General features: G+C 69.1%; 19 protein-coding genes. 9 read left to right on the top strand and 10 right to left on the bottom strand.

The genetic code is table 11. The annotated features are described in order from the left end of the window. Positions 1-50: 50 nt before the first annotated feature. Genes JFB92_RS21520 through JFB92_RS21500 form a run of 5 tightly spaced genes read right to left on the bottom strand, consistent with a single transcriptional unit; the run spans position 51 to position 5,558 of the window. Positions 51-221, bottom strand: coding sequence for a hypothetical protein (locus JFB92_RS21520; protein WP_199043434.1), 171 nt, complete (start codon positions 219-221; stop codon positions 51-53). Between the two features lie 55 nt (positions 222-276). Further along, positions 277-1,515 carry a D-mannonate dehydratase ManD gene (gene manD, locus JFB92_RS21515; RefSeq protein ID WP_199043432.1) on the bottom strand — a complete coding sequence of 413 codons (1,239 nt, stop codon included), beginning with the start codon at positions 1,513-1,515 and terminating at the stop codon, positions 277-279. Between the two features lie 31 nt (positions 1,516-1,546). Next, a complete protein-coding gene (locus JFB92_RS21510) occupies positions 1,547-1,963 on the bottom strand; it encodes a GlcG/HbpS family heme-binding protein (protein ID WP_199043430.1) in 417 nt (138 codons plus the stop codon). A 29-nt stretch (positions 1,964-1,992) separates the two neighbouring features. Beyond that, on the bottom strand, positions 1,993-4,158 hold the full coding sequence (locus JFB92_RS21505; protein ID WP_199043429.1) for a malate synthase G: 2,166 nt from the start codon (positions 4,156-4,158) through the stop codon (positions 1,993-1,995). Next, positions 4,155-5,558 carry an FAD-binding oxidoreductase gene (locus tag JFB92_RS21500; protein WP_199043426.1) on the bottom strand — a complete coding sequence of 468 codons (1,404 nt, stop codon included), beginning with the start codon at positions 5,556-5,558 and terminating at the stop codon, positions 4,155-4,157. The genes JFB92_RS21505 and JFB92_RS21500 overlap by 4 nt, the downstream gene beginning before the upstream one ends. A gap of 98 nt (positions 5,559-5,656) precedes the next feature. On the opposite strand from JFB92_RS21500, the gene JFB92_RS21495 reads away from it, so the two are divergent. Beyond that, entirely contained in the window at positions 5,657-6,409 is a 753-nt protein-coding gene (locus tag JFB92_RS21495) for an IclR family transcriptional regulator (RefSeq protein ID WP_199043422.1), read from the top strand. A gap of 159 nt (positions 6,410-6,568) precedes the next feature. Here the strand turns inward: JFB92_RS21495 and JFB92_RS21490 are convergent, their stop codons facing one another. Beyond that, positions 6,569-7,156, bottom strand: a complete 588-nt coding sequence (locus JFB92_RS21490; RefSeq protein ID WP_199043420.1) for a TetR/AcrR family transcriptional regulator — start codon at positions 7,154-7,156, stop codon at positions 6,569-6,571. Between the two features lie 107 nt (positions 7,157-7,263). Here JFB92_RS21490 and JFB92_RS21485 point away from each other — a divergent pair, with 107 nt between their 5' ends. From JFB92_RS21485 to JFB92_RS21455, 7 genes are all read left to right on the top strand, one after another. Further along, positions 7,264-8,604 carry a hypothetical protein gene (locus JFB92_RS21485; RefSeq protein ID WP_372451673.1) on the top strand — a complete coding sequence of 447 codons (1,341 nt, stop codon included), beginning with the start codon at positions 7,264-7,266 and terminating at the stop codon, positions 8,602-8,604. Between the two features lie 191 nt (positions 8,605-8,795). Further along, positions 8,796-9,815 (top strand): LacI family DNA-binding transcriptional regulator, encoded by a 1,020-nt coding sequence (locus tag JFB92_RS21480; protein ID WP_199043417.1) that lies wholly within the window; start codon positions 8,796-8,798, stop codon positions 9,813-9,815. Positions 9,816-9,848: 33 nt separating this feature from the next. Continuing rightward, positions 9,849-11,129, top strand: a complete 1,281-nt coding sequence (locus JFB92_RS21475; protein ID WP_199043416.1) for an extracellular solute-binding protein — start codon at positions 9,849-9,851, stop codon at positions 11,127-11,129. 13 nt (positions 11,130-11,142) lie between these two features. Continuing rightward, positions 11,143-12,132, top strand: a complete 990-nt coding sequence (locus JFB92_RS21470; RefSeq protein WP_199043415.1) for a carbohydrate ABC transporter permease — start codon at positions 11,143-11,145, stop codon at positions 12,130-12,132. A gap of 5 nt (positions 12,133-12,137) precedes the next feature. Further along, entirely contained in the window at positions 12,138-13,031 is an 894-nt protein-coding gene (locus tag JFB92_RS21465; protein WP_199043414.1) for a carbohydrate ABC transporter permease, read from the top strand. Between the two features lie 53 nt (positions 13,032-13,084). Continuing rightward, the gene (locus tag JFB92_RS21460; RefSeq protein WP_199043412.1) at positions 13,085-14,041 is read left to right on the top strand and encodes a glycoside hydrolase family 68 protein; all 957 of its coding nucleotides are present in this window, start codon (positions 13,085-13,087) and stop codon (positions 14,039-14,041) included. A 253-nt stretch (positions 14,042-14,294) separates the two neighbouring features. After that, on the top strand, positions 14,295-15,752 hold the full coding sequence (locus JFB92_RS21455; RefSeq protein ID WP_372451675.1) for a glycoside hydrolase family 32 protein: 1,458 nt from the start codon (positions 14,295-14,297) through the stop codon (positions 15,750-15,752). A gap of 87 nt (positions 15,753-15,839) precedes the next feature. Here the strand turns inward: JFB92_RS21455 and JFB92_RS21450 are convergent, their stop codons facing one another. From JFB92_RS21450 to JFB92_RS21435, 4 genes are read right to left on the bottom strand one after another with little or no spacing between them, the layout of a single operon-like run. Then, a complete protein-coding gene (locus JFB92_RS21450) occupies positions 15,840-16,760 on the bottom strand; it encodes a carbohydrate kinase family protein (RefSeq protein WP_199043408.1) in 921 nt (306 codons plus the stop codon). Next, positions 16,757-17,545 carry an ATP-binding cassette domain-containing protein gene (locus tag JFB92_RS21445; RefSeq protein WP_199043406.1) on the bottom strand — a complete coding sequence of 263 codons (789 nt, stop codon included), beginning with the start codon at positions 17,543-17,545 and terminating at the stop codon, positions 16,757-16,759. The genes JFB92_RS21450 and JFB92_RS21445 overlap by 4 nt, the downstream gene beginning before the upstream one ends. After that, a complete protein-coding gene (locus JFB92_RS21440; RefSeq protein ID WP_307789242.1) occupies positions 17,542-18,579 on the bottom strand; it encodes an ABC transporter permease in 1,038 nt (345 codons plus the stop codon). The genes JFB92_RS21445 and JFB92_RS21440 overlap by 4 nt, the downstream gene beginning before the upstream one ends. Before the next feature lie 32 nt (positions 18,580-18,611). Beyond that, complete coding sequence (locus JFB92_RS21435; protein WP_199043404.1) at positions 18,612-19,694, bottom strand: substrate-binding domain-containing protein; 1,083 nt, start codon at positions 19,692-19,694, stop codon at positions 18,612-18,614. Positions 19,695-19,857: 163 nt separating this feature from the next. On the opposite strand from JFB92_RS21435, the gene JFB92_RS21430 reads away from it, so the two are divergent. Continuing rightward, positions 19,858-20,874: a LacI family DNA-binding transcriptional regulator gene (locus JFB92_RS21430; protein ID WP_372451674.1), complete on the top strand. Its 1,017-nt coding sequence runs from the start codon at positions 19,858-19,860 to the stop codon at positions 20,872-20,874. Positions 20,875-20,987 lie beyond the last annotated feature (113 nt).

Below are 20,987 nucleotides of genomic sequence, written 5' to 3'. Positions count from 1 at the left end.
TCGTGCGGTGAGGGGGCGCGAGCGTGGGCACGGACGCGCCACAAAAGTGTTCATAAATCTACATATATAAAACTGTGAACCATCACATTGTAGGCCCTCACGCCGTGCGAGTACAGACCGTGGAGGATATCGGCGACGACCGATCCGCCGAGCCGGGTCGGGCGGAGCCGGCGGACGCGCCGGCCGATCTCGATCGCCCGCGCCGCCTCGTCGGCGGTCATCGCCCCTTTGAAGCTGTCGGGGCGATGACCACCGCCAGTGGCCCGAGCGGCTCGGTCACCAGTCGTGCACCGTTCCGTCGGCCAAGCGGTTGTAGGGCAGGTACGCCTGCTCGTAGGGGTACTTCCCGGCCTCGTCGACATCGAGCTCGACGCCCAGCCCCGGCTCGTCGCCGGGGTGCAGCATCCCGTTCTCCCAGGTGAACGACTGGCGGAACACGCTGTCGGTCTTCGCGCCGTGCCGCATGTACTCCTGGATGCCGAAATTGTGGATCGCGAGCCCCAGGTGCATCGCCGCGGCCATCCCGACCGGGGAGATGTCGGTCGGCCCGTGCATGCCCGACTTGATCTGGAACATCGCCGCATAGTCGAGGGTCTTCTTCAGCGCCGAGATGCCGCCCATGTGCGTGACGGCGCCGCGGACGTAGTCGATGAGCTGCTCGCGGATGAGGTCCTTGAAGTCCCACACCGTATTGAGTATCTCCCCGATCGCCAGGGGCGTGGTGGTGTGCCGGCGCACCAGCCGCAGCGCCTCCTGATTCTCCGCCGGGGTGCAGTCCTCCAGCCAGAACAGGTCGTACGGTTCGAGCGCCTTGCCGAGCTTCGCGGCCTCGATCGGCGTCATCCGGTGGTGCCCGTCGTGGAGCAGCGGCAGCTCCGGCCCGAACTCGTTTCGCACCGCTTCGAAGACCCCGGGGAGGTGGCGCAGGTACGAGCGGGTGTCCCAGTCCTCCTCCATGGGAAGGGAACCGCGTCGGGCGGGTTCGTGGTCGTAGCGGGCCTCGCCGCCGAAGGCGTCCGACGCCTGCGACGCGATCCCGTAGACGGCCTTGAGGCCGGGCACGCCCGTCTGGATCCGGATGGCGCGGTAGCCCTGCTCCTGGTGGTCGCGCACCGAGTCGAACAGCTCGGGCAGGTCCTTGCCCGAGGCGTGCCCGTAGGCGAGCAGCCCGGTGCGGGAGGCGCCTCCGAGCAGCTGGTACACCGGCATGCCGGCCCTCTTGCCCTTGATGTCCCACAGCGCCATGTCGACCGCGGCGATCGCGGCCATCGTCACCGGTCCGCGCCGCCAGTAGGCGCCGCGGTACAGGAACTGCCAGGTGTCCTCGATGCGGGACTCGTCCCGGCCGAGCAGCAGCGGCACCACGTGGTCGGCGAGGTAGCTCACCACGGCGCGCTCGCGGCCGTTCAGCGTCGCGTCCCCGAGTCCGGTGAGGCCGTCGGCGGTCGTGATCTTGAGCGTGACGAAGTTGCGGTCGGGGCTGGTCAGGATGACCTCGGCCTTGTCGATGGTCATTCGGCGTCTCCTGGGTTCGGGGGCTCGGCGGTCAGCATTCGAAGCCCTCCCGGGCGAGCGCGGCCTCGGCGATCTCCGCGTCCTGGTCGGGGGCGCCTCCGGCGACGCCGAGTCCTCCGATGTTCTTCCCCTCGGCCACCAGCGGGTGGCCTCCGCGGATGTTCGTCACGAGGTTCCCGGTCCCGAGCGGCAGGGCGAGCGCGAAGTCCCCCTGCATCCATCCGGTCGGCTTCCGGGTGGAGGCGGAGGTGTTCGCCTTCCGCCTACTCGTCTCGGCGCTGTGCGGCGTGGTGCCGTCGGCGCGAAGGTAGGCGACGAGCGCCATGGCCGGATCGACGACGGCCGCGGCCACCGCGATCCCGCGGCTCGCTCCCTCCGCGACGGCGGCCGCCACCAGCCGCTGTGCCGCCGCGTGACTCACCGCGGCCGTTTCGACGAATTGCGACATCTGATCTCCTCGTTCGGCTGGGGTCGGCCTCAGGCCGTGCGGACCGCTGACTTCGCTTCACGGCGGCGCCGGTGAAGGATCGGCTCGGTGTATCCGTTGGGCTGCCGGGCGCCGTCGAACACGAGCTCCACGGCGGACTGGAACGCGATGCTCGCGTCGAAGTCGGCGCTCATCGGCCGGTATTCGGGGTCAGAGCTGTTCTGCTCGTCCACGACCCGGGCCATCCTGCGGAGGCTCTCGTGGACCTGCGAGGGGGTCACGACGCCGTGGCGCAGCCAGTTCGCCAGGAGCTGGCTGGAGATGCGCAGCGTGGCACGGTCCTCCATCAGTCCGACATCGTGGATGTCGGGCACCTTCGAGCAGCCGACGCCGTGCTCGACCCAGCGCACGACGTATCCGAGCAGGGACTGGACGTTGTTGTCGAGTTCTTCCCGGCGCTCGGCCTCGGTCCATTCCGGCTTGTCGACGATCGCGATCCGCAGCAGGTCGTCGACCGTTCCGCGCCGCCGGCCGCGGAGCTCCCGCTGCCGCGCGGCGACGTCGACTCGGTGGTAGTGGAGCGCGTGCAGGGTGGCGGCGGTCGGCGACGGCACCCACGCCGTGTCCGCTCCCGACCGGGGGTGCCCGATCTTCTGTTCGAGCATCGCGGCCATCAGGTCGGGCATCGCCCACATGCCCTTGCCGATCTGCCCGTGCCCGGGCAGGCCGACCTCGAGTCCGATGTCGACGTTCTGGTCCTCGTAGGCGGTCATCCAGGGCTGATGCTTCATGTCGGCCTTGCGGACGAACGCGCCGGCTTCGATGGAGGTGTGGATCTCGTCGCCCGACCGGTCGAGGAACCCGGTGTTGATGAAGACGATGCGCTCTCGGGCCTGCGCGATGCAGGCTTTGAGGTTCAGCGTCGTCCGCCGCTCCTCGTCCATCAGGCCGAGCTTGACGGTGTTGGCGGGCAGCCGCAACAGCGATTCGACCCGCGAGAACAGGTCGACGGTGAAAGCGACCTCGTCCGGGCCGTGCATCTTCGGTTTGACGATGTAGACGGCGCCGTGTCCGCCGTTGCGGCGGGGGTTCGACGCGGCCCTGCCGGGGAGCGCGGCGAGCGTGGTGAGGACGGCGTCCATGATCCCCTCGCCGATCTCGGTCCCGTTCGCGTCGACGACGGCGTCGGTGGTCATCAGGTGCCCGACGTTCCGCACGAAGAGCAGGGCGCGACCGGGCACCGCGACCTCGCCGCCGTCGGGCGCGGTGAAGCGGCGGTCGTCGGCCAGGTCCCGGACGAGAGTGCGGCCGTTCTTTTCGAAGCGCTCCTGGAGGTCGCCGCGGTTGAGGCCGAGCCAGTTGCGGTACGCGGCGGTCTTGTCCTCCGCGTCCACGGCGGCGACGGAGTCCTCGAAGTCGACGATCGCGGTGAGAGCCGCTTCTAGGAGGACGTTCGAGATGCCCGCGGGGTCGTTGGCGCCGACCTCGCTCGCTCGATCGATCTGGAGCTCGATGTGGAGGCCGTGGTGGCGCAGCAGCGCGCTCTCGGGCCGGTGCGGATCGCCGCGGAAGCCGACGAACTGGGCGGGGTCGGCCAGCCCGGCCCGCTCCCCGCTGTCCAGGGTCGCCACCAGGTGACCGTCGACCACCGCATAGGACACGGCTTCGGTGTGCGTCCCGCCTGAGAGCGGGACCGCCTCGTCCAGGAAGGTCTTCACGTACTCGACGACCTGGGCCCCGCGGGCGGCGTCGTATCCGCCCGGCTCGGGCGCACCGGGGAGCGCGTCGGTGCCGTACAGCGCGTCGTAGAGCGAACCCCAGCGCGCGTTGGCCGCGTTGAGCGCGTAGCGCGCGTTGGAGACCGGGACGACCAGCTGCGGGCCCGCCAGGTGGGCGACCTCGTCGTCCACGCCTTCGGTGGTGACGGCGACCTCGGCGGGCTCGGGCAGCAGGTAGCCGATCGACTCGAGGAAGCGGCGGTACTCCCCCGCGTCGAACGGCGCCGGGTGGGCGCCGTGCCAGGCGTCGACGGCCGCCTGGAGCCGGTCGCGCTCGGCCAGCAGCTCCCGGTTGCGGGGGCCGAAGTCCTCCACTATCCGCGAGAAGCCTTCCCAGAACTCGCGCGGGTCGACCCCCGCGGCGGGCAGCAGCTCCTCCTCGACGAACGAGTGCAGCACTCGATCCACCGAGAGTCCTCCGACATCGATGTAGGTCATCGTGTTCGTCCTCGTTTCGTAGATGCGGCTCCGGGGGCCGCGAATATCGTTCCCGGGTTGAGAATCCCGTCCGGGTCCAGGGCCCGTTTGATGCGCTGGGAGACCTCGAGCAGGTCCTCGCCGATCTGCTCGGCGAGCCACGGGCGCTTCAGGCGCCCGACGCCGTGCTCGCCGGTGATCGTGCCGCCCAGGCCGATGGCGAGGTCCATGATCCCGCCGTACGCCAGGTACGCGCGCTCGGTCAGGTCGGCGTCCTCGGGGTCGTAGACGATCAGCGGGTGGGTGTTGCCGTCCCCGGCGTGCGCTATGAACGCGACGGTGACGTCGCGGGCCCGGGCGATCTGCTCGACGCCCGCGACCAGTTCCCCGAAGCGGGGAATGGACACGCCGACGTCTTCGAGCAGGAGGGGTCCGAGCTTCTCGACCGCGGGGATGGCGATGCGGCGCGCGTGCGCGAACCGTTCGCCCGCTTCGGCGTCGGCGGCCTCGAACCACTCGCGCGCGCCGTGCCTCTCGAGCGCTTCGAGCATGATCGCGACCTCGGCCCCGTCGGGGTGCTGATCGTCGGACCGCGCCACGACCAGGGCCGCGGCGTCGCGGTGCAGTCCCATGCCGAGGACGTCCTCGACCGCGTTGACCGACGTGCGGTCCATGTACTCGAGCATCGAGGGGCGGATGCGCGAGGCGATCTCCAGCACGGCCGCCGCGGCGCTCTCGGTGCCGTCGAACCATCCCACGACGGTTCGCGGCGGGGGCGGGCTGGGGAGCAGCCGGAGCGTGAGCTCGGTGATGATCCCGAGGGTTCCCTCGCTGCCCACGAACAGTTTGAGCATGGACAGCCCGGCGACGTCCTTGAGGCGCGGGCCGCCGACCCGGACGGCGCGGCCGTCGGCGAGGACGACTTCCGCGCCGAGGACGTAGTCGGTGGTGACCCCGTACTTCACGCAGCAGAGTCCGCCGGCGTTGGTGGCGGCGTTGCCTCCGATGGTGCAGATGTCGAACGAGGCCGGGTCCGGCGGATACCAGAGCCCGCGCTCGGCGGCCGCCGCCTTGACTTCTGAGTTGAAGAGTCCGGGCTGGACGGTCGCCATTCGGGTCGCCTCGTCCACCTGGATGGCGCGCATGCGCTCGGTGCTCAGCACGATGCCGTTCTCGACGGCGGTCGCGCCACCGGACAGCCCCGTTCCCGCGCCGCGCGGCGTCACGGGGACGCCGTGCTCGGTGGCCCACCGCATGACGGTCTGGACGTGCGCGGTGGTCTCGGGGAGGACGACCGCGAGCGGCACGCCCGCGCCGGGGTCCAGGGCGCGGTCCCGGCGGTACGTCTCCGTGGCGGCCGGGTCCGTCATCAGCGTCACATCGCCGAGCGCGCCGCGGAGGCTGTCGACTAGGGTGTCCATGCAGTTTTCCGTATTGTGGAATACTGATATCGCATAGTCGAAGATTACCTGCTTCACAATCCGGTGGTCAATCGATTGCCGACCAGAAGGAAGATCCGATGGACCGAAAGACCGGAGTCCAGTCCGTAGAGCGGGCGCTGGACCTGCTCGAAGCGCTGGGGAGCGCGGGACGATCGTTGAGCGTCACCGAGCTCGCCGCCATGACCGGCCTCCCCGCCGGAACGATCCACCGCCTCCTTCGGACACTGGTCGATCGGGGCTACGCCCACCAGCTGCTGAACCGCCGCTACACGATCGGCGGCCGCGCGGCGCGAATGAGCGCCAACGCGAACGCGCTCCTCGGCCTGCGGGCCCAGCCCGCGCTGCGCGAACTCGCCTCCGAACTCGGGGAGACCGCGAACCTCGCCACGCTCTCGATGGACTCCGCGGAATACGTCTCGCAGGTCGCCGGGACGCACTCCATGCGAATGTTCACCGAAGTGGGCCACCGCGTGCCGCTGCACAGCACCGGGGTCGGGAAGGCGCTGCTGTCGCAGCTGCCCGACGAGACGGCGATGAAACTGCTCGGCCGGGTCGGCATGCGCCGCTTCACGCCCGCGACGATCGTCGACCCCGAGCGCATGCTCACCGAGCTCTCCCGCATTCGCGACCGCGGCTTCGCTGTCGACGAGGCAGAGATGGAGCTGGGCGTCCGCTGCGTGGCGGTCCCCTTCACCGCGGGAGGTCGGTTCGCGGTCTCGATTTCCGGGCCGACTCTGCGCATGACCGACGAGCTGGTCGAGAGAGCGGCCTCGGCGCTCACGCTCGTCGCGCACCGGCTCCGCCACGACCTCGACGACACGGTGCAATAGTCCGTCCTCGATCGGAGACTGTGACCGCAAGGCGCCCAAAGCGAACTCGCACTGCGGCTGCCGCGCGCTCACTGCTCCGATAGTTCGGTGAACGCCACGTGACCCCTCGGAACGGCCCGGGTCGGCCGCAGCTGGGCGGGGCCCGGAGCCGGAGGCGGGTCAGGTCCCGGTTCCGACTGCTTTGCGGAATGTGCGGGACAGATGCATCGCGACGTCCCGCCGGCTCATTCCGTTCTTCAGCGATAGCCAGGCGCCGAACAGCAGCACCCAGAAGGTCGTGATCACCCAGTCCGGCGAGAGTTCCGGATCGATGTCCGGACCGGTGCCGGCCTGCTGCCCGCGTTCGATCATCGCGACCAGATCCTGATCGCGGCCGTCGCTGTCCTCCCAGGTGTCCGGGTCGACCGGTGCGTTGTCGGCGAACACCAGCCCGAGCACCGGGCCGAGGTCGAGATATTCCTGCGCCAACCGGTCCAGCGAGTCCAGGGCGCCATCGTCACCGAGACGCGCCGCCGACGTCGCGGCCGCGAATCGCGCTCGGCACTCGGCGTCGATGGCGCTCAGCAGGTCGTCACGGTTGGTGAAGTGCCGGTGCAACGTGGATCGGCTGAGGTCGCCGGCGTCGGCGATCTCGGCCAATGTGGCCGCCGGATTCAATGCCAGCGTCTCGATCGCGGCGTCGATGATCACCCGGCGGGTGCGCCGAGCGGTCGGCGACGGCGCGGCTGTCTGGTGGTGTTGCGACACGTGTCGATTGTAGTATCCGGCGAAGTACATCAAGACCCCTAAGTGTCGATCTGACACATCAATGTGTCATTATTGAGTGCATGGGTCGTACAGGTGGATCACGTCGGGTGTGGTTGTTGCCGACCGCGTTGCTGGCCGCTGCGGTGTCGGTCGTCGGAGCGGTCGTGGTCGGTCCCGCGTCCGACGGTCCGCCGACCCTGCCGTTCGGCGTGTTCGTGCTGTTCCCGGCCGCGGTTGTCGCGCTGGTGCTGCGGGGCCGCGTTGGCGGCGTCGTCGTGCTGGCACTGGTGGCGTTCCTGGTCGTGATGTCGTTTCCGCGGATCGTGGCCGACCTTTCGGGTGAGCGCGGTCTACCGGCCGCGGTCCTGCGCGGCGTCGAGGCGGCCTGTGTGGGCGTGGCCGTCTATGCGGCCGCAGGGCGACTGCGGCAGCCTCCCAGCGGAGGAGGCCGGTCGGCTTCGACCCGGCCGGCGCAGATCTTCGCCTTGCTGGGCTTGAGCGCGATCGGCGCGGAGTTGCTGGCCGCCTACGGCGACAGCACCGGCGACCCGCAGGCGATCGCGTTCGCGCTGGTCTTCTTCGGTGGGCTCTATGGTGCGCCGGCGCTGCTGGCCCGTGAGCTCGTCCGCCGGCTCGGCTGGGGCTGGCCGAGCCTGTTGCTGCTGTTCGCCGCGCTGGGCACCGCGCAGGCGTGCTTGATCGACCAGTCGGTGTTCGCCGTCGACTACCAGGATTACGAGGGCTGGCAGGCCAACCGGGACGCAACACTGATCCCCGCGCTCGGGATCAGCGCGTCCAATACGTTCAACTTCGTCCTGGGCCACCTGATCTACAGTTTCGCGGCGCCGGTGGCGCTCGCCGAAGCCTGGGCGCCGCGACGCGCGCGAGAGCCGTGGCTCGGACCGGTCACGACCGTCCTCGCCGCACTCGCCTACCTGGGGACCGCCGGCGTGATCCTGTCCGATCCGGAATCGCATTCGGGCTCGTCGGTGCAGCTCGCGGTCTCCGCCGGCGTCGTGGTCGCGTTCATAGTCGCGGCGCTCCTTCTCGGACGGGCCCACGTGGCGGTCCCGAAGGCGGCCACAGGTCGGCTGCCGGTGTGGGCCGTGCTGACGTTCACACTGATCGCGGCGCTGATCTCGGATCTCGGCAGTGCCGCGGCCTGGCCCGGATTCGCCGTCGGCCTTGCGGCGAACGGCTTGGTAGGCGTCGGCATCCTGGTCGCGGCCCGGACGGGACGATGGTCACTCCGGCACAGCGCGGCGGTCGGCCTGGGATACCTGCTGTCGCGCGGCATGGTGGCCTTCACCTACTTCCCGCTGATCGGCGACGTCGAAGCGTTCCCGAAGTACGCCCACAACACGGTAATGCTGGTGATCGTGCTCGTCGCCGGTGCGCTGGCACTCCGCCCCGAGCCATCCCCGATCGCCGCCGATCCCAAGACGTGAAGTCGCCTCCGGCCGTCGCTCGAGCGCATCCGGAGAGGCGGGCTGATGTGACGCAGGTTTCGTTGTTGTGAAATCGTGACTTCTTCGATTTCGTTTCGTGTCAGTCGGACTATAGATTTCGTTAATCGATTAACTCTGCATCGCGTGAACGTGGCGTCTTAGTTAATCGATTGACCGATGGGAGCAAGTCGATGGTGACCAAACCGCCCCGCCTCGCCGACGTGGCCCGGGCCGCCGGAGTCTCGACGGCCACGGCCTCCATGGCGCTCAATGGAACCGGCGGCACGCGCATCGGCGCGGACACCCGCGAGCGGGTCCGCTCCGCCGCGGCCGAACTGGGCTACCGTCCCAACACCGTCGCCCGGGGCCTGCGGACCCGCCGCACCCAGATGATCGGGTTCGTCGGCGACGACGTGGCGACCACGCCCTTCGCCGGGCAGATGATCCGCGGCGCCCACGACGCGGCCCGCCGGGCCGGGTTCCTGCTGCTCATGGTCGACACTTCCGGCGACCCGGCCGAGACCGGCGAGGCCATCGCGGCGCTCCAGGAGCGCCAGATCGACGGCATCCTGCTGGCCACCATGTACCACCAGGTCATCGACGTGCCCAAGGCGATCGGCCCCACCCCGGCGGTACTGCTGGACTCGCGCAGCGCCGACGGCTCGGTCTCCTCGGTCGTGCCCGACGAACGCGGCGGCACCCTGGGCGCCCTGGCCGAGCTCGCCGCGGCCGGGCACCGGCGCATCGGCCACGTCACCACCGCTGAGGACGTCGAGGCGCGCCGCATCCGACTGGCGACCTGGAGTGAGCACGTCGCCGCCTACGGCCTCGATCCGGGCGAGCTGCTGGCCGAGACCCCCCAGGCCAAGACGCAAGGCGGCTACGAAACGGCCATGCGGCTGCTCTCCCGGCCCGAGCGGCCCAGCGCGATCTTCTGCTTCAACGACCGGATGGCCATGGGCGTCTACCGCGCCGCCGCCGCGCTCGGCCTGTCCATTCCCGGCGACCTCTCCGTCGTCTCCTACGACGACCAGGAACTCATCGCCCCGGAGCTCGCTCCGGGGCTGACCTCGGCGGCCCTGCCCCACTACGAGATGGGCAGCTGGGCCGTCAAAGAGCTGCTGCGCAAGCTCGACGAACCCGACGCCGAACCCGTCCAGCACCTCATGCCCTGCCCGATCGCCCGCCGCGGCTCCGTCGCGCCGGCGTGACCCTTCGACCCGATCCCAATGGAGTGAACCGCGATGCAACGACGCGACCTGATGAAACTGGCCGCCGCCTCCGGCGGGGCCGCCCTGGCGGGACCGGCCCTCGCCTCCTGCTCGACCTCCGCCGGCGGCTCGTCCGACGGCGAACTGCTGCTGTGGACCCACAGCGCCGGCAATGAGGAGGAGCTGGCCGTCACCGACCACATCCTCGAGTCCTTCAACGACGGCCAGGACGAGTACACCGTCGAGCGCGAGTCGTTCCCGCAGGACGCCTACAACGACACCGTCAACGCCGCCTCCCTGTCGGGCGAGCTGCCCGACGTCCTCACCGTGGACGGGCCGAACGTTCCGAACTGGGCCTGGGCCGGCAACCTCCAGCCGCTCGACCTGCCCGCCGAGGTCACCGACAAGTTCCTGCCCTCCACCCTCGGGATCTTCCAGGACCAGCTCTACTCGGTCGGCCACTGGGAGGCGGCCTGCTCGATCTTCGCCCGCGAATCGGTCCTGGAGGCCGCCGGCATCCGCATCCCCACCATCGAGGATCCGTGGACCCGCGAGGAGTTCGACGAGGCGCTCGAGCGCATCGCCGCCGACACCGACTACCAGTGGGCCATCGACTTCGCCACCGCCGACATCGGCGAGTGGTACCCCTACGCGTACTCCCCCTTCCTCCAGAGCTTCGGCGGCGACCTGATCGACCGGTCCACCTACCTGACCGCCGAGGGGGCCCTCAACGGCGAGGCCGCCCTCGAATGGGGGCGCTGGTTCCAGGGGCTGTTCACCGGCGAGCTCGCCGGCATCGAGTCGCCGGTCGGCGGGGAGGATTTCAATCAGGGCAACGCCGCCATGGCTTACAACGGCAACTGGAACGCCCTGGCCGCGATGGAACTGTACGACGACATGCTGTTCCTGCCGCCGCCCGACTTCGGCAACGGCCCCAAGATCGGCGGCGGGTCGTGGCAGTGGGCGGTCACCAGTGCCGCCGACCCGGCGGGCGCAGGCGCGTTCCTGGAGGCGGCCCTGTCCGACGAGTTCGTGGCCGAGTTCGCCAACACCACCGGGCTCATCCCCGCGACTGAGGCGGCCGCGGAGCTGACCGAGAACTACGCCACCGGCGGTGCCCTGCGGATGATGGTCGACTACTCCCGCGAATTCGCCCTCCTGCGTCCCGAGACGCCCGCCTACACCGTCATCGCGAGCGTCTTCACCCAGTACACCGGCGACATCATCCACGGCGGCGACGTCCAGGAGGCCCTGGACGCGGCCGTGTCCGAGATCGACGCCGACATCGAGTCCAACTCCGGATACGGGTTCTAAGAGGGGCGATCGTATGACCATCGCCGGCACCGACCGAGCCGCCGCCGGTACCGCGGCCGTCGCGCGCGCGACGAGACCGCGACGCCGCGGGGACTTCAGCCGCTCCGAGCAGCGGGCCGGGACCGCGTTCGCCGTGCCCGCCATCGTCCTGCTGCTCGTGTTCGTCATCGGGCCGGCACTGGTGGCGCTCGCCATGAGCTTCACCAACGCCCGGCTCATCTCCCCGGTCGCGCCGGAGTTCGTCGGCCTCGACAACTTCCGGCGGGCCCTGACCGAGGACGCGGTCCTCCACCGGTCGTTCCTCAACACGTTCCTGTTCGCGGCGCTCGTCGTCCCGCTGCAGGGCGGGCTCGGTCTGGTGCTGGCGCTCCTGGTCAACCAGAGGATCGCCGGCAGGAACCTCTTCCGCACCGTCTACTTCCTGCCGGTGATCACCTCGATGGTCGTCATCAGCCTGCTGTGGCGCTTCCTCTACCAGGAGGAGGGCCTGATCAACTCGGCCCTGTCCATGGTCACCGGCGGCTACTTCGCCGGGCAGGCGTGGCTGGCGGACCCGTCGACGGCCATGGGCGCGATCGTCGTGATGAGCATCTGGCAGGCGGTGGGCTTCCACATGGTCATCTGGCTGGCCGGGCTCCAGACCATCCCCGAAGAGGTCTACGAGGCCGCCGCGCTCGACGGCACCACGCCGTGGCAGCGGTTCCGGCACATCACCCTGCCGCTGCTCAAACCCACGTTCGTGTTCGTGCTCATCACCATCACCATCGCCGCGATGGGTCTGTTCATCCAGGTCGACATCATGACCGACGGCGGCCCGCTGAACTCCACCAGCTCGATCGTCTACCAGATCGTCCAGAAGGGCTTCCAGCAGCAGCAGATCGGCTACGGCGCCGCGCTGTCACTGATCTTCTTCGTCGTCGTGTTCGCCCTGGCTCTGCTCCAGCGCCGCCTGACCCGCGACAGTGCCAACTTATGGCTCGCAAGCTTCGCCAAGGAGGACTGACCGCCATGACCGCAACGACGCTGAGGCCGCGCCGTCGCCTGTGGGCCTACCTGCCGATGACGATCCTGGCCGGGTTCTTCCTGTTCCCGATCGTGTTCATGGTCATCGCCAGTTTCAAGAGCGACCACCAGATCTTCGCCGACATGGACTCGCTGCGCGCGTTCCTGCCCGTCGGCGAGCTGTCCTTCGCCAACTACGCGGCCGTGTTCGACCGGGTCCCGTTCTGGCGGTTCCTGGCCAACACGGTGTTCGTGACCTTCTCGGTCACCGCGCTCGGCCTGATCGTGAACTCCATGTGCGGCTACGCGCTCGCACGCATGCGGTGGAAGGGGCGGGCGGTGGTCTTCGGATTCATCATCGCCACGCTGGTGCTGCCGTACGAGGTCACGATCCTGCCGATGGTGTACCTGGTCGCGAACCTGCCGTGGATCGGATTCGAAGGCGTCCGGCCGGTCCTGGAGATCGGCTGGCTCAACAGCTACCACGTGCAGATCATCCCGTTCGTGGTCAACGCGTTCTCGATCTTCCTGTTCGCCCAGTACTTCAAGAGCCTCCCGCGCGGGCTCGAGGAGGCCGCCGCGATGGACGGCGCGGGCTGGCTGCGCATCTACTGGCGCATCATCGTCCCGCTCTCGAAGCCGGTCTTCGCGACCGTCACGATCCTGACCGTCGTGACCTCCCCGGCCACCTGGAACGCCTACCTGTGGCCGCTGATGACCGTGCAGAGCGAGGAGCTGCGCCCGGTCATGGTCGGCGTCCAGTACTTCTTCCAGCTCGACCCCGCCTGGGGCGAGGTCATGGCCTACGTCTCCATGATCACGATCCCCATGGTCGCCGTCTTCATCGTCTTCCAGCGCGCCTTCATCCAGTCCATCGCCAGCGCCGGCATGAAGGACTGACCGGCTGCGCCATTCCCTGAACACCCTCGAACCGCGATCTGTGAAGGAAACCGATGCTGAAACTCGCCGACCACTGGGTCTGGGACTCCTGGTACGCCACCGACGACGAGGGGCACCATCACGCGTTCTTCCTGCGTGCCTCCCGGGCGCTGCGCGACGAGGACCGGAGGCACCTGCGCGCCACGATCGGCCATGCCGTCTCCGACGACCTGCGCGACTGGACGCTGCTGCCCGACGCGCTGGTCTTCGACGACGCCCCCGCTTGGGACGACCAGGCCACCTGGACCGGCTCGGTCGTCCGCGACGACGCCGGCCGGTGGCGGATGTTCTACACCGGCGTGTCCCGCGCCGAGGACGGCAAGGTGCAGCGGATCGGATCGGCGGTCTCCGACGACTTGACGGTGTGGCACCGGCTCCCGGGCCCGCAGGTCGAGGCCGATCCCCGGTACTACGAGAAGTTCAGCGACGACTCGGGCTGGTTCGACGAGGCCTGCCGGGACCCGTGGGTCCTCCGAGACCCCGAAGGCGAGGGGTGGCGGATGCTGTTCACCTCCCGCGTCGCCGGCCCCGAGGCGACGCGCGAGCGCGGCGTGGTCGGCCACGCCAGGTCGGACGACCTGGAGAAATGGGAGGTGCTGCCCCCGCTGAGCCGGCCGGACGCGCTCGGCTTCGGCCAGATCGAGGTGACGCAGCTGCACCAGGTCGACGGGCAGTGGCTGCTGCTGTTCTGCTGCGGACCCAAGGAGGCTTCGGACGCGCGGCGGGCCCTCGGCGAGACCGGCGACAACTACGTCGTGCCCGTCGACGATCTGCTGGGCGGGTTCGATATCGCGGATGCCCGGCCGTTCGAGCACGACAGCCTCTACGCCGCACGCCTGCACGATCTCGGCGGGATCCCGCACATCATCGGTTTCCGCAATTACGAGGAAGGCGAGTTCATAGGCGAGATCACCGACCCGATACCCGTGCGGTGGAATGGCGAAAGACTGGTGCGAAGACTTCCGTCCTGAGAATCCGCCATTCTCCAATGCAATTCTGAATCGCCCGCAATCGGCAGGCCGTCTCGCGAAAGCGAGACGGCCTGCATCCGAATTAACCGAATTTAACTTCGCAAGCCCATGGGATTAACCTCCATTAACCAAATATATTCGTATATGTCAATTCGCCAACCGCAATCTCAGATTTGGAGCAATGATGCTACGAACCTCGAGACGGACCCTGCTCCGAGCCGTGGGCGCCGGAGGCGCCGCATCCCTGACGGGAATGCAGATGGCCAGTCCGGCTGCCGCCCAGTCGCAGTCACGCCGACCCGTATACCACTTCTCCGTTCCCGACGGCTGGAAGAACGACCCGCAGCGGCCGGTCTACGTCGACGGGAAGGCCTATTACTACTACCTTTACAACCCGGACTACCCGGATGCTATCGGCACCTCGTGGCGCCTGGCCTCGACCGACGACAACGTCGACTTCCAGGATCTCGGCGTCGCCATTCACAAGGAGACCAACCCCAACGGATCGATCTGGTCCGGAGGCCTGGTCGTCGACGAGAACAATACAGCCGGCTACGGCGCGGGCGCCATCATCTGCCTCGCCACTCAGGAAGACCGCTTCGCCTCAGCACCGCATCAGCAGGCGCAATTCCTGTTCTACTCGACCGACGGCGGTCGCACCTTCGAGCAGCGCGACCAGGTCGTGCTGCCCAATCCCGGAGTCGTGGACTTCCGCGACCCCAAGGTGATCTGGGACGAGGCCCGCGGCCGGTGGGTGATGGCCCTGGCCGAGAACGACAAAGTCGGCTTCTACCACTCCGACGACCTCAAGACCTGGACGTACGTCGACGGCTTCATCAGGGGCGGCCTGGGCGTCTTCGAGTGCCCGGACCTGTTCTGGATGGACTCCGACACCGGTCCCGGACAGTGGGTGCTGGGCGTGAGCGCCAACGCCAAGCACGTGGGACTGCCCGCGAACTACGCGTACTGGACCGGGGACTTCGACGGCTCGAACTTCTTCCCGAACCACGAGGACCCGAAGTGGCTCGACTACGGGTGGGACTGGTACGCGGCAGTCAGCTGGGAGCGGATGGAGGGCGGCCAGATCGACTCGAAGACCCGGTACGCCATCGGCTGGATGAACTTCTGGGACTACCCGGACAACACGCCCACCTGGGAGTCGGACGGGTTCAACGGGACCGACTCGATCGTCCGCGAGGTCTCGCTGCACTGGTACAGCGACACCGAGTCCGCGCTGGTCTCGCGCCCGGTCCGAACCCTCGATGACCGGGCGTCGAACCGGATCGATCTGGGCGACATCACCGTCGACGGCAGGACGGCGCTCGACTACCGGGGACGGGCCTACCAGATCCAGACCCGCGTCACCTGGGGCCAGTTGGACAACGTCGGCATGCAGCTGCGACTTTCGAACGACGACTCCAGGCACATCGACGCCGGGGTCTACCACGACTTCGCCTACGTCAACCGGGCCTTCACCGGAAATCCGGACGCCTCGGGCCAGTGGATGGAGAGCCACACGCCGTTCGACCCCGCACGGCGCGAGGTGGAGCTGCGGATCCTGATCGACAACCTCTCGGTGGAGATGTTCGTCGACGACGGCCGCTACGCCCATTCCAGCCTGGCCTTCCCAGAGCCCGCCGACGAGCGCCTCGCGCTGTACACCGACGGCGGTCCGGCGCTCTTCCGGGACTTCACGATCACCGAGTTCTGAGCGGGCTCGGTCGGATGGAGGCTGGCTGCTCCGCATGGTCGCTGACCATGCGGAGCAGCCCGCTTCTGTTCGGCTACGGCTGTCGGCTCACCTTGCGAGTTCGCCGCGGCGCGGCGGGTTCGCTCCGGCGCGCGAGCAGGTGATGGCCGCGACCGAGGAGGCGAACTCGACCGCTTCCCGCGCCTCGGCGGCAGTCAGATTCGCAAAGCGGTCCGGACGCAGTCGCTCCGCCCGATCCAGCCAGTGCAGCAGGGCGCCGCTGAAGGAGTCGCCGGCGCCGACCGTGTCGACCATGTCGGTCTCGCACGCCGCCACCGTGAACTCGAAGTCCCGCCCGAACACGTGCGAGCCGTCGGCGCCGCGCGTCACCACGACGAGGCGCCGCCCCTGCTCGATCCAGCCCCGAGCCAGGTCGGCGGGGTCACCGCCGGGCCATGTCCAGTTCAGGTCCTCGTCCGAGACCTTGACCAGGTCGGAGAATGACAGCCACCGGTCCAACCGTCGCCGGTACCGCTCCCGGTCGCCCAGGAGCTTCGGCCGCACGTTCGGGTCCAGACTGACCGTGGTCGCCCCGCCGAGCCGTTCGAGCCATTCGGCGACCACCGGGCCGCCCGGTTCGAGTGCCAGCCCGAGGGAGCCGACGTGCACGGCGTCGAAGCCCGGTGAGGCGGGGAGCTCGGCGGGCGACCACTGCCAGTCGGCGGTCCGGTGGACGTGGAAGGAATAGCTCGCTCCCCCGCCGGGGGCGACCGACACGACCGCCAGACTGGTCGGCTCCGCCGCGTCGACCGTCCAGCGAAGGTCGACTCCAGAATCCTTCAAGTGGCTCCGGAGCAGTTCACCGAACGCGTCGCCGGACAGGCGGCCCAGGAAGGCCACCGGTGACTCCAAGCGGCCCAAGGTGACCGCCACGTTCATCGGGCTGCCGCCCGGATGCGCCACCGGTCGGGCCGGGGCGGTCTCGGATACGGCCAGGTCGATCAGCGCCTCCCCGACTACCCCGATCAACTCGCGCTCCCCTGCGCGGCGCCGGTCATGATCGCCACCGCGTCGGTCATCGAGTGCGTCCGCGGAGAAATGGTGGCCGCGCGCCTGCCGAGCCGCTGGACGTGGATGCGGTCGGCCACCTCGAACACCTGGGGCATGTCGTGCGAGATCAGGATGACCGGGACGCCGCGGTCGCGCAGGCCCGCGATCATCTCGAGGACCTGGCGCGATTCGCGCACTCCCAGCGCCGCGGTCGGCTCGTCGAGCACGACGACCTTGGAGCCGAAGGCGGCCGCCCGGGCGACCGCGACGGCCTGCCGCTGGCCGCCCGAGAGGTTCTCGACCGGGACGGTCACGTCTTGGAGCGTCTTGATGCCCAGGTTGGACAGCTCCTCCCTCGCCTGCCGCCGCATCCGCTTCTTGTCGACCGCGCGCAGGACCGTGCCCAACGGTCCGGGCTTGCGCAGTTCACGGCCCAGGAACAGGTTGGCGGCCACGTCGAGGGCCGGGGCGACGGCGAGGGTCTGGTACACCGTCTCGATGCCGTGCGCGCGGGCGTCCTGGGGGCGCTTGAAGTGCACCCGCCGCCCCTCCAGGCGGATCTCCCCCTCGTCGGGGACCTCCGCTCCGGTGAGGCACTTGATCAGGGTCGATTTCCCGGCGCCGTTGTCGCCGATGACGGCCAGCACCTCGCCGGGGTACAGCTCGAGGCTCGCCCCGTCGAGGCCGACGACCCGGCCGAAGGTCTTGACCAGGCTGGACGCCTGGAGGATCGGTTCACCGCGGCTGGCGCTGTCGGTGCTCATTTGCGTCCCTTCCTGATCCACTGGTCGACCGAGACCGCGACGATGATGAGGACGCCGACGGCGAAGGTCTGCCACAGCACGTCGACCCCGGCCAGGGACAGCCCGTTGCGGAACACGCCGACGATGAGCGCGCCCAGCAGCGTGCCCCAGACGGTGCCGCGCCCGCCGAACAGGCTCGTCCCGCCGATCACGACCGCGGTGATCGAGTCGAGGTTCAGGTCGATGCCGATGTTGGGCGAGGCGGCGTTGGACCGGCCGATCTGGATCCACGCCGCGACGGCGAGGATGGCTCCGGCCGTGAGATAGATGCTCGCCAGCACCCGCTGGACGCTGATGCCCGCCAGCCGCGCCGCCTCGGGGTCGTCCCCGGCGGCGTACACGTGGCGGCCCCAGGCCGTGCCCTGGAGGATCATGGCCAGTGCGATATAGAGGACCAGCATCATCACCACCCCGACGGTGAAGTTGACCCCGCCGATGGTGAAGGTCTCCCCGGTCAGCGTCAGCAGACCCGGCATGTCCCCGCCGCGCACGGTCGCGCCGCCGGAGTAGAGCAGCGTCAGCGCGAGGAAGATGTTGAGCGAGCCGAGGGTGACGATGAACGGCGGCAGCTTCAACCGGGTGACCAGGAAGCCGTTGAACGCGCCCGCCCCCAGGCCGACGGCCAGGCCGAGCCCGATCCCGACCGGTGCCGGAAGTCCGTTCTGGACTGTCGCCTGCGCGATGACCATGGAGCTGAGCACCATGACCGCGCCGACCGACAGGTCGATCCCGGCGGTCAGGATGATCAGGGTCTGGGCCAGGGCGAGCGTGCCGACCACAGCGACCTGCTGGCTCACCAGCGACAGGTTCGACGGTTCCAGGAAGCGGTCGTTGAGGCCGCCGAAGACGGCGACGGCCGCGATCAGGACGATGGCGGGGCTGACGGCCGGGTAGCGGTGCAGTAGGTTGCGGATCGCGCTCAGCGGGGTGGAGCGGTCGAGGAACTCCTCGGCCAGGTCGTGCTCCGACGCGGGCGCATTGGTTTGCTGACTCACGTGTGCTCCGTTGTCCTCGGGTCTCCCGGGATCTAGCCCCAGCAGATGTCGGCCGCGTCGGTCGAGGTGATCGAGTCGATGCCTTCGTGCGGTTGGTCGGTGACCAGTTCGACGCCGGTGTTGAAGAAGTCGAGTCCCTCCGAGGTCTCCGGGGCCTCGCCGGTGGTGGCCAGCTGCTCGATCGCCTCGACTCCGAGTTCGGCCATGCGGACCGGGTACTGCTGGCTCGTCGCGGAAATGACGCCGTCGGACACCGCGTCGACGCCGGCGCAGCCGCCGTCGACCGACACCACGATGAGGTCGTCGGTCGCGTCGGCGGCGTCGAATGCCTCGTGCGCGCCGTATGCGGCCGGTTCGTTGATGGTGTAGACGACGTTGATGTCGGGGTTGACCGACAGCAGGTTCTCGGCGGCGGTGCGGCCGCCGTCCTCGGCCCCTTCGGAGGCCTCGTGGCCGACGATCTCGTACTCGCCACCGGAGTACTGGCCGGTGGCGGTCTCGTCGCCGTACTGGTCGGGGTCGGCCACGTCGATGCCCATGCCGTCGAGGAAGCCCTGGTCGCGTTGGACGTCGACCGAGACGATCCTGTCGTCGAACAGGTCGATCATGGCGATGACCGCGGTTTCGCCGTCGAGCTGGGCTGCGGTCCATTCGCCGATGCGCTGCCCGGCCAGGAAGTTGTCGGTGGCGAAGGTGATGTCGACCGACTCGGGATCGGACGGCGGAGTGTCGAGGGCGATGACGTACAGGCCCGCGTCCCTCGCCCGGATGAGGGCGTCTTCGACGCCCGGACCGTTGGGGGTGATGAGGATGCCTTCGTCGCCGCGCGAGATGGCGTTCTCGATCGCCTGGATCTGGGAGTCCTCGTCGCCGTCCTGGCGGCCCGCGGCGAGCGTCAGCTCGACTCCGGACTCCTCGGCGGCGGCCTCGGCGCCCTCCTGCATGGACACGAAGAATGGGTTGGTGGTGGTCTTGACGATCAGCGTGACGCCGACGGCGTCTTCGTCGGAGCCGCCGCCGGAATCGCATCCGGTCAGTGCGAGGGTGGCGCTCGTGGCGAGCGCGCTTGCGGCTACGAGGGTCCGGCGGAGGGCGCCGGCTCGATTGCGATTCATCGGTGAATCTCCTCTGAAGGGTCTGGTTCCGCTGCCCGTTGACAACGATGTCAGGATTATCTTTAGAGCATGCGAACGCAAAGATTCAAGTTAAGCCGGCCTTGGAGACCAAATCGTGACATCGTTGTCAAATCTGAATCCGGGCAGCAGTGCCCGCCCCACCATGCGCCAGGTCGCGGAACTCGCGGGAGTCGCGGTCAAGACCGTCTCGAGGGTCATCAACGGTGAACCGAACGTCGCTCCCGAGACCGCGCGCCGGGTGCTCGACGCCGCTCGATCCCTCGACTACCAGCCGGACCTGCACGCCGGGAACCTGCGCCGCTCCGACCGCCGCACCAGGACGCTCGGCCTGCTCGTCAGCAGCGTCGACAACCCCTTCGCCGGGGCCGTCCACCGCGCGATCGAGGATGCCGCGGTCGGGCGCGGAGTCGCGGTGTTCGCCTCCAGCCTCGATGACGACCCCGACCGCGAACGCGAGGCCGTCGCCGCGTTCCTGCGGCGGCGGGTCGACGGGCTCATCCTCACCACCGCGTCGGAGAACCAGGCCTACCTGGAGCCGGAACTGCGTCGCGGCACCCCGATCGTGTTCATCGACCGGGAGCCGTCCGGAATCGAAGCCGACGCAGTGGCCAGCGACAACTTCGGCGGTGCCGCCCGGGCGGCCGAGCATCTGCTGGCCCGCGGCCACCGGCGCTTCGCCTACCTGGGCGACCTCCACAGCATCCAGACCGCGCGCGAGCGCCGACGCGGCTTCCTCGAGGCGCTCGGACACGGCGGCGTCCCCGTCGACGACGTCGCGGTGATCGAGGACCTCCACGACTCCGAACGCGCCCGCGAAGCGCTGCTGCGACTGCTCGACGGCCCGAACCCGCCCACCGCCGTCTTCAGCTCTCAGAATCTCGTCACCGTCGGCGCGCTGCACGCCCTGCGCCGGCGCGGGCGCCATCGGGACACCGCCCTGGTCGGCTTCGACGACGTCGAACTGGCCGACCTACTGGAACCCGGAGTGACCGTGATGGCCCAGCACCCGGAGGACCTCGGCCGCACCGCCGCCGAACGAGTGTTCGCGAGGCTGGACGGCGACACCTCCCCTCCGCGGCGCGTAGTCGTGAGCACCACGCTCATCACGCGCGGCAGCGGCGAGATCCCGCCTCCACCAGGCCAATCCACGCGTCCATGAGAGGATCGACGGCCGTCGCCCGGAGGGCGGAGCAGGGCAGGGCCGAATCGGATTGATTTACCGTTCACCCTCCCATTTACATTCATCGATGTAAGCGCTTATCCTGGGTGGGA

Origin of the sequence: Glycomyces salinus, from assembly GCF_016428645.1 — a bacterium.
GTDB lineage: Bacteria > Actinomycetota > Actinomycetes > Mycobacteriales > Micromonosporaceae > Glycomyces > Glycomyces salinus.
The sequence above is the reverse complement of the archived record's forward strand: the minus strand, read 5'-3'. Positions and strand labels throughout refer to the sequence as shown.